The organism is Streptomyces sp. NPDC047043 (genome assembly GCF_040644055.1).
Lineage (GTDB): Bacteria > Actinomycetota > Actinomycetes > Streptomycetales > Streptomycetaceae > Streptomyces.
Window position 1 is genome coordinate 151,934 of record NZ_JBEYVO010000018.1, and the last position, 15,395, is coordinate 167,328.

Below are 15,395 nucleotides of genomic sequence, written 5' to 3' on the forward strand. Positions count from 1 at the left end.
TTACCGCCGTTTCGGAACCGGCACCCGGAGGAGATCGTGCGCCACCGTCAACTCGCCCTCGAAGCCGGCGGCCCTTGCCTGCCGCTCGAACTCGTCGGGGTCGGTGTAGCGCTGACTGAAGTGCGTGAGGACCAGATGCCGTACGCCCGCCTCGCGCGCGACGGTCGCCGCCTGGCCCGCGGTCAGGTGGCCGTGCTCGACCGCGAGGTCGGTGTCCTCGTCGAGGAACGTCGACTCGATGACGAGCATGTCGCAGCCGTCCGCCAGCGCGTGGACGCCGTCGCACAGACGGGTGTCCATGACGAACGCGAACCGCTGGCCGCGGCGCACTTCGCTGACGTCCTCCAGAGCCACGCCGTCGACGACGCCCTCGCGCTGGATGCGGCCGACGTCCGGGCCCTTGATGCCGTGCGCGGCGAGACGGTCCGGCAGCATGCGGCGGCCGTCGGGTTCGATCAGCCGGTAGCCGTAGGACTCGACGGGGTGCGAGAGCTTCACGGCTTCGAGGGTGTACGAGGGCGTGACGGCCGCGGGGCCGTCCGACTCGACCGGGGCCTCGGTGAGGTCGACCGTCTCGCGGTAGGCGGTGGCGTAGCGCAGGCGGTCGAAGAACCGCTTGCCGGACTTCGGGTAGTGCGCGGTGATCTCGTGCGGCACCCGGTCGAGGTTGATGCGCTGGACGACACCCGCAAGACCGAGGGAGTGGTCGCCGTGGAAGTGGGTGATGCAGATGCGGTTCAGGTCGTGCGCGGCGACCCCGGCGCGCAGCATCTGACGCTGCGTGCCCTCGCCGGGATCGAAGAGGATGCCCTCGCCGTCCCAGCGCAGCAGGTAGCCGTTGTGGTTTCGGTGCCGGGTCGGGACCTGGCTGGCGGTGCCGAGGACCACCAATTCACGTACGGACACGGCGAGTTACCCGGGGGGCCACTGCAGGCCGCGGCCGCCGAGGACGTGTGCGTGGGCGTGCCAGACGGTCTGGCCGGCGCCGGCGCCGGTGTTGAAGACGATGCGGTAGCTCTCCAGTTTGTCCTCGTCGGCGACGGACTGGGCCTCGCGCAGGACGTCGGCGGCGAGGGCCGGTTCGGCGGTGGCGAGCTCGGCGGCGTTCTTGTAGTGCGCCTTGGGGATCACCAGGACGTGCGTGGGGGCCTGCGGGTTGATGTCCCGGAAGGCGACGGTGGTTTCTGTCTCGCGGACGATCGTCGCCGGGACATGGCCCTCGACGATCTTGCAGAACAGGCAGTCGTCCTGCGGCTCCCCAGCCATGCGGGTCCCTCCGGGGGTTGGGCGGCGGTTTACGGGGGGCATCGTATCGTCGTCGGCTGCGGGTGATTCGTGGCTGGTCTCGCCCACGCGGCGGAGCCGCAAATCGATACAGCCCCGCGCCCCTTCAGGTCGGCATCGTCGGCGGTGTTTTCGCGGGCCGCTCCTCCAGCGTCTCCAGCGCGAGCCGGATTGCCTCGTCCAGTTGGGCGTCCCTCCCCGCCTCGTAATCCTGCGGCCGCTGCACCACCTCCACGTCCGGGTCCACCCCGCGGTTCTCCACCCCCCACCCGTAGCCCTCGAGCCAGATCGCGTACTTGGGCTGGGTGATCAGGGTGCCGTCGACCAGGTGGTAGCGGCTGTCGATGCCGATCACGCCGCCCCAGGTGCGGGTGCCCACGACCGGGCCGATGCCGAGGGCCTTGATGGCCGCGTTGACGATGTCGCCGTCGGAGCCGGACCACTCGTTGGCGACGGCCACGACGGGGCCGCGCGGGGCGTCCTCGGGGTAGCTGTAGGGCTGCATGCCGCGGGGCATGCCCCAGCCGACGATCCGGCGGGCGAGCTTCTCGACGACGAGTTGGGAGGTGTGGCCGCCGGCGTTCTCGCGGACGTCGACGACGAGGCCCTCGCGGGCGACCTCGACGCGCAGGTCGCGGTGGATCTGGGCCCAGCCGGGGGCCTGCATGTCGGGGACGTGGAGGTAGCCGAGCCGGCCGCCGGACTTCTCGTGGACGTAGGCCCGGCGGTCGGCGACCCAGGCGTGGTAGCGCAGCGGCACCTCGTCGGCGATGGGCACGACGACCGCGTGCCGTACGTCGCCGCCGCCGGAGGGAGAGATCGTCAGTTCCACCGGTTTGCCCGCCGTGCCGACCAGGAGCGGGCCGGGGCCGGTCACCGGGTCCACGGGGTGCCCGGCGACGGCGACGATCGTGTCGCCGGGGCGGACCGCGACGCCGGGGGCGGCGAGCGGGGAGCGGGCCTCCGGGTCGGAGGTCTCCGCGGGCAGGATGCGGTCCACGCGCCAACTGCCGTCCTCGTGACGGGAGATGTCGGCGCCGAGCAGGCCCTGGCGGGCGCCGTTGCCGTGGCCGCCGCGCGGCTGGACGTACGCGTGGGAGGTGCCGAGCTCGCCCTGGACCTCCCAGAGCAGGTCGACGAGGTCGCTGTGGGTGGCGACGCGGTCGAGGACGGGGCGGTAGCGGTCGAGGACGCCGTCCCAGTCGACGCCGCTCATGTCGGGCCGCCAGAAGTGGTCCCGCATGATGCGGCCCGTCTCCTCGTACATCTGCCGCCACTCGGCGGCCGGGTCGACGGTCTGCCGGACGCGGGTGAGGTCGACGGTGACGTTCGAGTCGCTGTCCTCGTCGTTCGAGGCGCGCCGGTCGCTGGGCACGACCTTGAGCTTGCTGTCGGTCCACAGCAGGACGCGCTTGCCGTCGCCGCTGACGACGAAGTGGTCGGCGTCGGCGGCGAGGTACTCGATGCGCTGCTGGACCAGGTCGTAGCGCTCCAGCTCGGTCTTGGGGTCGGGCGCGTCGGGGGTCGCGCGGGAGGCGCCGAGGACGCCGCGCACCGGGTGGCGCAGCCACAGCACACCGTCCTTCGCGGCCCGCAGGGTGGTGTAGCGGGCGGCCTCGACCGGGAACGGCACGATGCGGTCGGCCAGGCCCTCGAGGTCGATCCGGGTGGTGGGGGTGCCCTCGCTGTCCGGCGTCTCGTCCTTGTCCGGGGCGTCGAAGGGGCGGCCGTGGCGCTGCGGGCCGAACGGCGAGGGCGTGGTCGCCGCGAGCGTGATCAGGTGCGGGCGGGAGGCGACGACGAAGGCGAGGTCGAAGACGTGCTCGTCGTAGACCGGGTCGAAGGAGCGGCTGGAGAGGAAGGCGAGGTGCTTGCCGTCGAGGGTGAAGGCGGGGTCGTAGTCCTGGAAGCGCAGCGGGGTGGCCTCGGTGACCGACAGATCGGTGGTGTTGGCGAGTCTGAGCTGGCTGAGCGGGCGCGGGCCGGGGTGGGTCCAGGCGAGCCACGCCGAGTCGGGCGAGAAGGCAAGGCCGGACACCTCGCCGTGCTCGCTGCGGTCCACCTCGCGCACCTCGCCGGACTCGCGCTCGACGAGCAGCAGCCGTCCGTCGTGCGAGGCGACCGCGGTGCGGCTGCCGTCGGGCGCGACGGCGAGCTCCAGGACGCGGCCGAGCTGTCCGGCGGCGAGCCTGCGCGGGGTCGCGCCGGGTGCGAGGCCGGTCGCCGGGGCGAACTCCAGGGCGTCGTCGCCCTCGGCGTCCGTCACCCACACCACCCACTCCTCGCCCTCGACGCGGAAGGTGCGCGGCCGCCGGGCCCGTACGCCGGGCTCGGCTGCCAGCACGCGGGCCGGGCCGGAGCGGTGGGTGACCCAGTGGACGGCGCCGCGGACACAGACCGCGCTGCCGCGCGCGGTGCGGTCGGGGGCGGCGGAGCCGAACCAGCGGGAGGCGTTGACCGGGAACGGCTCCAGGTCGGGGCGCGGCCCGCCGAGCCGGATGTCGAGCCGGCGCGGTTCGGCGCCGTCGAGGTCGTCGAGCAGCCACAGTTCACCGGCGGCCGAGTAGACGACCCGGGTGCCGTCGCCGGACGCGTGGCGGGCGTAGAAGCCGTCGAGGGGGGTGTGCCGGCGCAGGTCGGAGCCGTCGGCGAGGGAGGAGTACAGAGCGCCGGTGCCCTCGTGGTCGGACAGGAACGCGACCCGCTCCCCCGCCCACACCGGGTGCTCGATGTTCCCGTCCAGCTCCTCGTGCAGCCGTACGAACTCCCCGTCGCCGGCGCGGTCGATCCACAGCTTGCCCGCCGTGCCGCCCCGGTAGCGCTTCCACCAGGCGGCCTCGCTCTGCATCGGCGCGGTCAGCAGCACCGTGTGCGGGCCGTACGCCAGCCCGCCGACGGGGCCGTACGGCAGGGTGGTGGCCGGTCCGCCGTCGAGCGGGACGGCGCGGGCCCAGGTGCGGCGTGAGCTCGCCTGGCCCTGGGCGCTGGTGACCAGGACCTGTCCGTCGGGGGTCCAGCCGCGCACCCGGGTGCCCCAACTGCCCCAGTAGGTAAGGCGCTTGGAGCGTCCACCGGCCACCGGCGCGATGTGCACCTCGGGGGCGCCGTCGCGGGTGGAGGTCCAGGCGACGGTGGTGCCGTCGGGCGAGATGCGCGGCTGGGTCACCGGTACGTTGTCGGCGCTGACCCGGCGTGCCCAGCCGCCGTCGAGGGGCGCGAGCCAGACGTCGTCCTCGGCGGTGAAGGCGACCGAGTCGCCGTGCACGTGCGGGAACCGGAGATACGAGGAGGCGGGGGACGCCGGGGATGCCGTCGCTTCGGGCTCAGTCACCTGATCACCTTAGGCAAGGGCGGCATCCGCGGACAGAGGTTCCGATCACTTGCCCTCGACGGGCCAGCACTGCGGATCGCCCTTGCACCAGATGGTCTTGGTGACGGTCACGGTGACGGTTGCGCCGGGCTGCTGACCATTGCCGTTGCTGGGGTTGGTGATCGGTGAGGGGGTCGCGTTGCAGTTGCCGAGCCCCGTCACGTGGAACCACGTCTTGCCGGCCACCTTGGCGGTGAGGTCACCGCGGACGCATGCACCATCGACCGCGCGGGTGACCTGACCGGTGACGGTGATCTCCCGGCCGTCCTTCGTCTGCCCCTGGCAGTCGACGTTGGCGATGGTCGTCTCACTCGCCGAGGGCGTCGACTGGCCCGGCGTGTACGCCTTGTTGTTGTTCCCGTAGTTGGCCGTGCAGCTCAGCCACTGCACGTCCACGTGCTGGTTCTCCAGCTCCTTCGTCGCGGTCTGGTCGGTGGTGTACGCCACGGAAGCGGAACTCATCGCTCCCGGATCACACGCCACGACTCCGCCGACGGCCACGACCGCAAGCACCGCCACGGCCGCGACCCGTCGTCCCCGCGGCCGGCGCCAAATCCGCCTCAATGCCCCCATGGACGGCAGCCTGCCACCGTGCGCGTCCGCGCGGTAGAGCGCATACGGTCACGAAAGCGCCGCGTCGGCGCCGTCAGCCCCGCAGCAGCAGCCACTCCTGCAGTTCCACCAAGTTGCCCTCCGGATCCTTGAGATGAGCCACCCGCATGCGGTCCGTCATCGCGGACGGGCCGTGCAGGAGGGTGGCGCCCCGGGAGGCGATCTGTTCGCAGTAGGTGTTCAGGTCGTCGACGCGCAGGACGACCAGGGAACGGTGCCCGGAGGCCTCGTCGCCGAGCTCGCCCAGGATCTCGGCCATCATCGAGCGGTCCTGGAGGGCGATGCCCGCCGAGCCGGTGGCCGGGCTGAACTTCTCGTACGGGCCCTTGGCCGCCCCCGACTGGGGCTTGAGGCCGAGGACCTCGGCGTAGAAGCGGTAGCAGGCGGCGAAGTCACTGACGAGGAGGCGGACTTGGGCGAGTTCCACGGTGTTCCCCCTGGGGTGTCAGGACCAGCGGCCGGTGCGGCCCAGGAGCAGGGCCGCGGCCGCGGTTCCGGCGGTCGATGTACGCAGCACGGTAGGCCCCAGCACGTACGCCTTCGCGCCCGCCTCCTCGAAGAGCGCCAACTCGTCCTTGGATACGCCGCCTTCGGGGCCGACGACCAGCACGATCTCGCCCCGGTCGGGGAGTTCGGCGGTGGCGAGCGGCGCGCTGCCGTGCTCGAAGTCGGAGTGGAGCACGGCGGCGAGGTCGGCTTTGGCGAGAAGTGCCGCAACCTGCTTGGTCGTCGCGGCGTCCGCGACCTCGGGGAAGCGGACCCGACGGGACTGCTTGCCGGCCTCGCGGGCGGTGGCCCGCCACTTGCCGAGCGCCTTCAGACCGCGCTCGCCCTTCCACTGGGTGATGCAACGGGCCGCCTGCCAGGGCACGATGGCGTCGACGCCGACCTCGGTCATGGTCTCCACGGCCAGTTCGCCCCGGTCGCCCTTGGGCAGGGCCTGGACGACGGTGATACGGGGCGCGGGCTCCGGATCCTCGGACACCGAGGTCACATGGACGATCAGCCGGTCCTTGCCCTCGGCGGCGATCACCTCGCACTCGGCGTAGCGTCCCGCGCCGTCGGTGAGGACGACCGCCTCGCCCGGCTGCAGCCGCTTCACGGAGACCGCGTGCCGCCCCTCGGGGCCGTCGAGGACGAACTGCCCTCCGGTGCCTGCGAGTTGCTCGACGACGAACACCGGCGCCGTCATCGCAGGTCGCCCTTGGCGGACAACGCTGTCTTCGCGGCGTCGATTTCGGCGGCCAGCACCTCGACCAGCCGCCCGGCGGCCAGCTCGCGGGCCATACGGTGGCCCTGGCCTGCCCACAGCGCCATGCCCTGCGCGTCGCCGGACGCGGCGGCCTTCTTGCGGATCGGCGAGGTGATGTGGTGGACCTCGGGGTAGGCGGCCGGGGCATAGGGGCCGTGCTCGCGCATGAAGCGGTTGACCAGCCCGCGGGCCGGGCGGCCGGAGAACGCGCGCGTCAACTCCGTACGCGTGAAAAGGGGGTTGGTCAGCGCCTGCTTGTGGACGGCGTTGGCACCGGACTCCGGCGTCGCGAGGAACGCCGTGCCGAGCTGGGCCGCGCTCGCGCCCGCCGCAAGGGCCGCGGCGATCTGGCCGCCGCGCATGATGCCGCCCGCGGCGACGATCGGGATGGTCACGGTCTCGCGGACCTGGGCGATCAGGGAGAGCAGCCCGATGCCGGAGCCGTCGTTCTCCGGGAGGTCACGGTGCGTGCCCTGGTGGCCGCCGGCCTCGACGCCCTGCGCGATCACCGCGTCGGCGCCGGCCCGCTGCACGGCGAGGGCCTCCTCGGCGGTGGTCGCGGTGACCAGGGTGAAGGTTCCGGCACCGCGCAGGGCCTCGAGGATCTCGCGGCTCGGCACGCCGAAGTGGAAGGAGACCACCGGCACCGGGTTGTCCAGGAGCACGGCGAGCTTGGCGTCGTAGCCGTCGTCCCGGCCGCTGTCCGGGTCGCCGAGCTCGGCCTCGTACCAGGCGGCCTCGCCGGCCAGCTGGTGGGAGTAGATCTCGACGGCGCCGGGGTCGGCGTACTCGGGCTGCGGCATGAACAGGTTCACGCCGAAGGGGCGGCTCGTGATCCCCCGGAGCTGTTTGATCTCCTGATACATGCCGTCGGCCGTCTTGTACCCGGCGGCGAGGAACCCGAGCCCGCCGGCCTCGCACACGGCGGCGGCCAGATGCGGCACGGAGACACCGCCCGCCATGGGGGCCTGCACGATCGGATGAGGGAAGAGATCGGTCAGCGCGGAGGACATGACGGCATGTTGTCACGTCCTCCGAACAAGTCCGAATCCGGCCGTCCCCTTGGCACGTGCCTCAGGAATGAACGCGATTCAGCGACCTTTCACGGCTCGCGTCAGCGCCCGTTGAAGGCGTCCTTGAGCCGCGAGAACAGCCCTTGCTGCCCGGGCTGGAACTGTCCCTGGGGACGCTCCTCACCGCGCAGCTTGGCCAGCTCTCGCAGCAACCGCTCCTGCTCGGGGTCGAGCTTCGTCGGGGTCTGGACCTCGACATGGACGATCAGGTCGCCACGGCCGCCGCCGCGCAGGTGCGTGACGCCCCGGCCGTGCAGCGGGATCGACTGGCCGGACTGGGTGCCGGGCCGGATGTCGACCTCCTCCATGCCGTCCAGCGTCTCCAGCGGGACCTTGGTGCCGAGGGACGCCGCCGTCATCGGGATCGTCACCGTGCAGTGCAGGTCGTCGCCGCGCCGCTGGAACGTCGAGTGCGGCAGCTCGTGGATCTCGACGTACAGGTCACCGGCGGGCCCGCCACCGGGGCCGACCTCGCCCTCGCCGGCGAGCTGGATGCGGGTGCCGTTGTCGACACCGGCCGGGATCTTGACCGTGAGGGTACGACGGGACCGAACGCGGCCGTCGCCCGCGCACTCGGGGCACGGCGTCGGGACCACGGTGCCGAAGCCCTGGCACTGAGGGCACGGACGCGAGGTCATGACCTGGCCCAGGAAGGACCGCGTCACCTGCGACACCTCACCGCGGCCGCGGCACATGTCACACGTCTGGGCGGAGGTGCCCGGCGCCGCGCCCTCACCGTTGCAGGTGGAGCAGACGATCGCCGTGTCGACCTGGATGTCCTTCGTCGTACCGAAGGCCGCCTCGTCGAGCTCGATCTCCAGCCGGATCATCGCGTCCTGGCCCCGGCGCGTGCGCGACCGCGGGCCCCGCTGCGACGCCGTACCGAAGAACGCGTCCATGATGTCCGAGAAGTTCCCGAAGCCACCGGCCCCGAAGCCGCCCGCGCCACCGCCGCCCGCCTGGGACAGCGGGTCGCCGCCGAGGTCGTAGACCTGCTTCTTCTGCGGGTCGGAGAGCACCTCGTAAGCGGCGTTGATCTCCTTGAACCGCTCCTGGGTCTTCGGGTCCGGGTTGACGTCCGGGTGCAGCTCGCGCGCGAGCCGCCGGAAGGCCTTCTTGATCTCTTCCTGCGACGCGTCGCGGCGCACGCCGAGAACGGCGTAGTAGTCCGTGGCCACTTACGACTCCGCCAGGATCTGTCCGACGTACCGTGCCACTGCGCGTACCGCTCCCATCGTTCCCGGGTAATCCATGCGGGTCGGTCCGACCACGCCGAGCTTGGCGACTGCCTCGCCGCCCGAACCGTAGCCGACCGACACCACAGAAGTGGAGTTGAGTCCCTCATAGGCGTTCTCGTGCCCGATGCGCACCGTCATGCCCGAATCCCCCGCCTCGCCAAGCAACTTGAGGAGCACGACCTGCTCCTCGAGCGCCTCCAGGACGGGGCGGATGGTGAGGGGGAAGTCATGTCCGAAGCGGGTCAGATTGGCGGTGCCGCCGATCATCAGCCGCTCCTCGTTCTCCTCGACGAGTGTCTCCAGGAGAGTGGAGAGCACTGTCGAGACCGTACCCCGGTCCTCCACGTCGAAGCCCTCGGGCAGGTCCTCGACCAGCCGCGGAACGTCCGTGAAACGGCGGCCCGCGACCCGGCTGTTGAGCCGCGCCCGCAGGTCCGCGAGCGAGGCCTCGCCGAAGGGGGCCGGGCAGTCGACCATGCGCTGCTCGACCCGGCCGGTGTCGGTGATCAGCACGAGCATCACGCGCGCGGGGGCGAGCGAGAGCAGCTCCACGTGCCGCACGGTCGAGCGGGTCAGCGAGGGGTACTGGACGACGGCGACCTGCCGCGTGAGCTGCGCGAGCAGCCGCACCGTGCGGGCCACGACGTCGTCGAGGTCGACGGCGCCGTCGAGGAAGTTCTGGATGGCCCGGCGCTCGGGCGGGCTCATCGGCTTGACGCCGGCGAGCTTGTCGACGAACAGCCGGTAGCCCTTGTCGGTCGGGATGCGCCCGGCGCTGGTGTGCGGCTGGGCGATGTATCCCTCGTCCTCCAGGGCCGCCATGTCGTTGCGGACCGTCGCCGGGGACACCCCGAGGCTGTGCCGCTCGGTCAGGGCCTTCGACCCGACCGGCTCCTCGGTGCCGACGTAGTCCTGGACGATGGCGCGCAGGACCTGGAGCCGTCGTTCACTCAGCATCGCGCACACCTCCAGAAGTCGTCCCCTAGGCGCTCCGCCTGGCACTCTGTCCGTCCGAGTGCCAGCGTTCCCCGGCCCAGTGTACGGCTGTGGGGTACACCCGGGGCAAGGTCGGCCCCCGTTGACGGGGTCGTACAGCTAGCGTCGCGGTATGACGGTGACTTGGGAAGAGCTGGGGTGGGAGCGGCTGGCGGCGGGGGTCGGGCGGTGCCGTCTGCCCGGGTGGGACTGCACGGCGGGGCTGGTCGTCGGGGAGGGCACGGCGCTCTTGATCGACGCGGGGTCGAGCCTCGCGGAGGGCGCACGGGTGCGTACTCAGGCGCAGGAGCTCGCCGGTCACCGTGTGACTCATCTCGCGCTCACGCATCCCCACTTCGACCATGTCTTCGGGGCAGCGGCGTTCGCGGGCACGGAGGTGTACGGGGCGGTGGGCATGGACGCGGTGTTCGAGGCCCGGCACGCGCGCGAGGAACTGCGGGCGGACGCGGTGGGCAACGGTCTGGACGCGGATGTGGCGGAGGAGGCCGTGGACGCGCTGACGCCCCCGCGCCATCACGTCTCCGGCGAGTGGACGCTCGATCTGGGCGGCGGCCGGCAGGTGCTGCTGGCGAACGTGGGCCCGGGCCACACGGCGCACGATCTCGTCGTGCTCGTCCCCGGCACCCCGGAGGTCGTGTTCTGCGGCGATCTGGTGGAGGAGTCCGGCGAACCGCAGGCGGGCCCGGACGCCGTACCGTCGCACTGGCCGGCCGCGCTGGACCGGCTCCTGGACCTGGGTGGCGAGGACGCGCTGTACGTGCCCGGTCACGGAGCGGTGGTGGACGCGGGGTTCGTGAGACGGCAGCGGGACGAGCTGGCGGCCCGTTTCGGCGTGTCTCCGTGATCTGTACGACGTGAGGGGCGGGCTTCTCCTATCGTCATCCGAATGCGCCAGTACTCCGCCGATCTGACCCCGCCGTGGAAGAAGCCCAAGCCGGTCCCCGAAGTCCCGGCCGAGCCCGGTCTGGTGGTCGAGGAGCCCGGCACCGGTTTCTGCGGGGCGGTGATCCGCTGCGAGGCGGGCACGGTGACGCTGGAGGACCGCTTCGGCAAGCACCGGGTGTTCCCGATGGAGCCGCGGGGGTTCCTGCTGGAGGGCAGGGTGGTGACGCTCGTACGCCCGTCCTCGGGCCCTGTCCGCCCCACCCGTACGGCATCCGGTTCGGTGGCCGTCCCCGGCGCACGCGCGCGCGTGGCTCGCGCCGGGCGCATCTATGTCGAGGGGCGGCACGACGCCGAACTCGTCGAGCGGGTCTGGGGCGACGACCTGCGCATCGAGGGCGTGGTCGTGGAGTACCTGGAGGGCGTGGACGACCTGCCCTCGATCGTGGCCGACTTCGCGCCCGGCCCGGACGCCCGCCTCGGCGTCCTGGTGGACCACCTCGTCCCCGGCACGAAGGAGTGGCGCATCGCGGAGTCGGTGACGAGCGAGCACGCGCTGGTCGTCGGCCACCCGTACATCGACATCTGGGAAGCGGTGAAGCCGGCGACCCTGGGGATCGCGGGCTGGCCGCGGGTGCCGCACGGGCAGGACTGGAAGACGGGGGTGTGCCGGGCGCTGGGGTGGCCGGAGAACACCGGGGCCGCCTGGCAGGGGATCCTGTCGCGGGTGCGGTCCTACAAGGACCTGGAACCGGAACTCCTGGGCAGGGTCGAGGAGTTGATCGACTTCGTCACGGCTCCGGCCGGGTGAACCGGGCGGCGCGGGTGCGCTGCCGGTGGCCGGCGCGGTCCGGCTGCCCCACATAGGAGCCGGGCTGCTCGACCCACCCGAACCACAGCCCGGGCGGCGCCCAGCGCCGGAGCGCCGCGTCGTACACCTTCGGGAAGCGCAGCACGTCGATGCGGTGGCGCAGTCTGGGCAGGCCCTCGCGCAGGGGCGCGGCGTCCCGGACGAACTCCCAGAGCACGGCGTCGTCGCGGTCGATGTCACCGCGAGGGCAGAGCTCCACCGTGCAGACGCGCGCACGGCCGACGCGGGTCCAGTAGAGGCCGACCCCGGCCAGCGAGTCCCAGGGGACGAGCGCGGTCTTCCGGCCCCGCAGTACCCAGAAACCGTGCGCGTCCAGGACCGTGACCAGGCGACTCCGCCGCAGCGCCGTGCGCAGCGCCAACACGCTCCACACAAGACCCGGCAGGAGCAGCAGGCCGTAGAGACGACGCTCCAGGAACACCAGCAGCACAGCGCCGACGGAAGTAGCGCCCATCAGCACGACGAGCGGCAGCGTCCACAGCAGCCACCGCAGCCCGTACCGCACCACCGTCGCGTCCGTGTCCGGCCCTCTGTCGGAGATCACGAGCGGGGACTGTATCCCGTGCGTACGGAGGTCAGTCCACCAGGTCTCGCACGACCGCGTCCGCCAGCAGCCGCCCGCGCAGGGTGAGGACGGCGCGCCCCTCCTCGTACGGGCCCTGCTGCAGCAGGCCGTCCGACAGGGCCCGGCGGGAAGCCGCCAGCCCCGCCTCCCGCAGCAGCCCCAGCGGCGCCCCCTCCCGCAGCCGCAGCTCCAGCAGGATCCGCTCGACCCGGCGGTCCTCCTCCGACAGCAGCTCCCGTCCCGCGCCCGGTGACCGGCCCGCCGCCAGTGCCGCCGCGTACGCGCCCGGGTGCTTCACGTTCCACCAGCGGACCCCGCCGACGTGGGAGTGGGCGCCCGGGCCCGCGCCCCACCAGTCGGCGCCGCGCCAGTACAGCTCGTTGTGCAGGCAGCGGGCCGGCTCGGACGTGGCCCAGTTCGAGACCTCGTACCAGTCGAAGCCCGCTGCCGACATCACCTCGTCCGCGATCAGATAGCGGTCCGCGTGGACGTCGTCGTCCGTCATCGGGATCTCGCCCCGGCGGATCCTGCGCGCCAGTTGGGTGCCCTCCTCGACGATCAACGCGTAGGCGCTGATGTGGTCCGGGCCCGCTCCCAGTGCCGCCTCCAGCGACGCCCGCCAGTCGTCGTCCGACTCCCCCGGCGTGCCGTAGATCAGGTCGAGGTTGACGTGCTCGAAGCCCGCCGCTCGCGCCTCCGCCACACAGGCCTCCGGGCGACCCGGGGTGTGCGTGCGGTCGAGGATCTTCAGTACGTGCTGCTTCGCGCTCTGCATGCCGAAGGAGATGCGGTTGAAGCCGCCCTCGCGGAGGGTCGCCAGGTATGCCGGGTCGACCGACTCCGGGTTCGCCTCGGTCGTCACCTCCGCGTCGGGTGCGAGGCCGAACTCGTCGCGGATCGCGCCCAGCATGCGTACGAGATCTCCAGCGGCCAGGAGCGTGGGTGTGCCGCCGCCGACGAACACCGTACGGACCTGCCGTGGGTCGTCGCCGAGGACCTTCCTCGCCAGGCGGATCTCGTCGATCAGGGTGTCCGCGTAGTTCTCGCGGGAGGCCAGGACGCCGCCCGTGCCTCGCAGCTCGGTGGCGGTGTAGGTGTTGAAGTCGCAGTAGCCGCAGCGGGTCGCGCAGTACGGGACGTGCAGATAGAAACCGAGGGGGCGGGCGGCCGCCCCGGCGAGCGCGGATGCGGGCAGTGCGCCGTCGGCGGGGACCGGCTCGCCGTCGGGGAGTGCGGAAGGCATGCCCTCCATTGTCCAGCACCCGTACGACTCCTCATTCCGCCTGCAGCACCAGCAGCGCCAGGTCGTCCTCCGGCGGCTTCCCGCCGAACTCGTGCACCAGCCGGCGGATGCGCTCCGCGATCAGCTCGGCGCTCATCCCCGCGCACCCGGCGAGCGCGGTGGTCAGACCGTCGCCGTCGTCGAACATGTCGGTGCCCGAGCGGCGCTCGGTGACGCCGTCCGTGACGCACAGGAGGCTGTCGCCGGGGCCCAGCTCGAAGGTCTCGCTGGTGTACGTCTCGTCCTCTATGACGCCGAGCAGGGTCTGCGGACGGGCGACCGTACGGACGCTTCCGTCGGGGCCGAGGAGCAGCGGCAGGGGGTGGCCGGCGGAGGCGAGGGTGCAGCGGACGCCGCCGTCGAAGGGGGTCAGCTCGCCGTAGAGGAGGGAGAGGAAGCGGGTCTGCGGGCCGTCGCCGGGGGCGGGCGGCCGCACCAGGGCCCGGGCGGCGGCGTCCGCGGCCTCCGTGGCGTCGTCGAGGAGGAGGCGGTTGAGGCGGTCCAGGACGTCGGCGACGCGGTAGCCCTCGCGGGCGAGCAGGCGCAGCCAGGGGCGGGCCAGGCCGATGACCACGGCGGCCTCCGGGCCCTTGCCCTGGACGTCGCCGACGGCGAAGCACCAGCGGCCGTCGCCGGCCGGGAAGAGGTCGTAGAAGTCGCCGCTCGGTCCGCCCTTGTCGCACGGTTCGTAGACGAGGGCGCTGTGCACACCGGGGATCTCGGCGACGCCGGCCGGCAGCAGGCCGCGCTGCAGGACCTGGCTGATGGTGGCCTGGCGGGCGTACTGGCGGGCCGCGCCGATGGCGAGGGCCACCCGGCGGCTGAGGTCCTCGACGAGTCCGGTGACCTCGTCCGGGAAGCGCAGCAGCCCGGAGCGCCCGATGACGAGCGTGCCCAGCGGCCGGCCGCCCGCGATCAGGCGGTAGGCGAGCGCCGTGCCGTGCTCCTCGCGCATGTCGAACGCCTCGCCGGGCCAGCGGTACGGGACGGGCCCCGACCGCAGTCCCTCCGGCGGCCGCGGCGGGTCCTTCTCCAGGGCCCGGCGCAGCTCCTCGATGCGGTTCTCGCTGCCGTGCCAGACCCGGGCGAGGCGCGGGCCGGGGCCGCCCGTGCCGTCCGCCGCCCAGCCGCCGCGACCGGTCGCCTCGTCCTCCAGCCATACGGCGCACCAGTCGGCGAGCCGCGGCACGATCAGCTGTCCGGCGAGCGCGGCGACCAGGTTCTCGTCGAGCTGCCCGGCGAGCAGGTCGGAGGCCTCGGCGAGGAAGGACAGGGCGCCGCGGTTGAGCCAGTCGCGGTCGCGCTCGGCGCGCTGGGGGTCGGGGGCGAGGATCTCGGCGGCGCGCAGACCGCGCTCCAGGGCGCGCCGGCCGGCGTACACCTCCATCTCGGCGGCGGGTGTGCCGCCCTCGCCGAGCAGCCGCGCCCACACCGTCTTGGTGCCCCGGCGGAAGGTGATTCCCCAGGACTCGGCGAGCGTCGAGACGAGGCGCAGTCCGCGGCCGTACTCCGGTGTCTCGTACGGCACTTCGGCCTCCGAGTCGCGCGGTGTGCGGGAGGGGTGGTGGTCGGAGACCTCGACGACGAGCGCGCCGGCCGTCTCCTCCAGCCGGAACTCCACGTCCACGTCGGTGCCCGCGTGCACGACGGCGTTGGTGACGAGTTCGCTGACGACCAGCACGGCGTCGTCGGCGAGACGGCCGGAGAGGCGTTCGGAACCGGGGAGTTGAGCCTTCTCCCAGTCGGTGAGCGCGGCGCGCACCAGGGCGCGGGCGGAGCCGGGTGCGAGGGGGCCGCCGGGCAGCGTCGTGCACGTCTGCGCGCGCTGGTGCGCGCTCCCTGGTGCTCTCGGGCACGGGTGCGCAGGCGCATCGGAGGCACAGGAAACGGTCTCCTGTTGCATCGGAATGGCCCCCATGGACAGCTCCCCGAGCGGTTAGGACGAATACGCCTCGGTCGATGCCGACAGA

At 72.6% G+C, this 15,395-nt stretch carries 14 protein-coding genes; 2 read left to right on the top strand and 12 right to left on the bottom strand.

Features of this window, described 5'->3' with window-relative positions; translation table 11 throughout:
• From ABZ880_RS27745 to hrcA, 9 genes are all read right to left on the bottom strand, one after another.
• Entirely contained in the window at positions 1 to 906 is a 906-nt protein-coding gene (locus ABZ880_RS27745) for a ribonuclease Z (RefSeq protein ID WP_361267761.1), read from the bottom strand.
• A 6-nt stretch (positions 907 to 912) separates the two neighbouring features.
• Complete coding sequence (locus ABZ880_RS27750) at positions 913 to 1,266, bottom strand: histidine triad nucleotide-binding protein (RefSeq protein WP_361267763.1); 354 nt, start codon at positions 1,264 to 1,266, stop codon at positions 913 to 915.
• A gap of 124 nt (positions 1,267 to 1,390) precedes the next feature.
• Complete coding sequence (locus ABZ880_RS27755; protein ID WP_361267765.1) at positions 1,391 to 4,615, bottom strand: PDZ domain-containing protein; 3,225 nt, start codon at positions 4,613 to 4,615, stop codon at positions 1,391 to 1,393.
• Positions 4,616 to 4,660: 45 nt separating this feature from the next.
• Positions 4,661 to 5,227: a hypothetical protein gene (locus ABZ880_RS27760; protein ID WP_361267767.1), complete on the bottom strand. Its 567-nt coding sequence runs from the start codon at positions 5,225 to 5,227 to the stop codon at positions 4,661 to 4,663.
• Positions 5,228 to 5,300: 73 nt separating this feature from the next.
• A complete protein-coding gene (locus ABZ880_RS27765; RefSeq protein ID WP_361267769.1) occupies positions 5,301 to 5,693 on the bottom strand; it encodes a VOC family protein in 393 nt (130 codons plus the stop codon).
• Positions 5,694 to 5,711: 18 nt separating this feature from the next.
• On the bottom strand, positions 5,712 to 6,458 hold the full coding sequence (locus ABZ880_RS27770; RefSeq protein ID WP_361267771.1) for a 16S rRNA (uracil(1498)-N(3))-methyltransferase: 747 nt from the start codon (positions 6,456 to 6,458) through the stop codon (positions 5,712 to 5,714).
• Complete coding sequence (locus ABZ880_RS27775) at positions 6,455 to 7,531, bottom strand: nitronate monooxygenase (protein ID WP_361267773.1); 1,077 nt, start codon at positions 7,529 to 7,531, stop codon at positions 6,455 to 6,457. Before ABZ880_RS27775 ends, ABZ880_RS27770 begins: the two co-directional genes overlap by 4 nt.
• A 101-nt stretch (positions 7,532 to 7,632) precedes the next feature.
• The gene (dnaJ, locus tag ABZ880_RS27780) at positions 7,633 to 8,769 is read right to left on the bottom strand and encodes a molecular chaperone DnaJ (protein WP_361267774.1); all 1,137 of its coding nucleotides are present in this window, start codon (positions 8,767 to 8,769) and stop codon (positions 7,633 to 7,635) included.
• A complete protein-coding gene (gene hrcA / locus ABZ880_RS27785; RefSeq protein WP_361267776.1) occupies positions 8,770 to 9,786 on the bottom strand; it encodes a heat-inducible transcriptional repressor HrcA in 1,017 nt (338 codons plus the stop codon).
• 151 nt (positions 9,787 to 9,937) lie between these two features.
• Between hrcA and ABZ880_RS27790 the strand changes: the two genes are divergently transcribed.
• Both ABZ880_RS27790 and ABZ880_RS27795 read left to right on the top strand, forming a co-directional pair.
• A complete protein-coding gene (locus ABZ880_RS27790; RefSeq protein ID WP_361267778.1) occupies positions 9,938 to 10,669 on the top strand; it encodes an MBL fold metallo-hydrolase in 732 nt (243 codons plus the stop codon).
• Between the two features lie 42 nt (positions 10,670 to 10,711).
• Positions 10,712 to 11,518 (top strand): DUF3097 domain-containing protein, encoded by an 807-nt coding sequence (locus tag ABZ880_RS27795; RefSeq protein ID WP_361267780.1) that lies wholly within the window; start codon positions 10,712 to 10,714, stop codon positions 11,516 to 11,518.
• On the opposite strand, the gene ABZ880_RS27800 is transcribed toward ABZ880_RS27795, so the two are convergent.
• From ABZ880_RS27800 to ABZ880_RS27810, 3 genes are read right to left on the bottom strand one after another with little or no spacing between them, the layout of a single operon-like run.
• On the bottom strand, positions 11,499 to 12,122 hold the full coding sequence (locus ABZ880_RS27800) for a hypothetical protein (protein WP_361267782.1): 624 nt from the start codon (positions 12,120 to 12,122) through the stop codon (positions 11,499 to 11,501). The two genes, ABZ880_RS27795 and ABZ880_RS27800, sit on opposite strands and share 20 nt — an antisense overlap.
• Before the next feature lie 31 nt (positions 12,123 to 12,153).
• Positions 12,154 to 13,386, bottom strand: a complete 1,233-nt coding sequence (gene hemW / locus ABZ880_RS27805) for a radical SAM family heme chaperone HemW (protein WP_361267784.1) — start codon at positions 13,384 to 13,386, stop codon at positions 12,154 to 12,156.
• Positions 13,387 to 13,417: 31 nt separating this feature from the next.
• Entirely contained in the window at positions 13,418 to 15,343 is a 1,926-nt protein-coding gene (locus ABZ880_RS27810) for a SpoIIE family protein phosphatase (RefSeq protein WP_361267786.1), read from the bottom strand.
• Positions 15,344 to 15,395 lie beyond the last annotated feature (52 nt).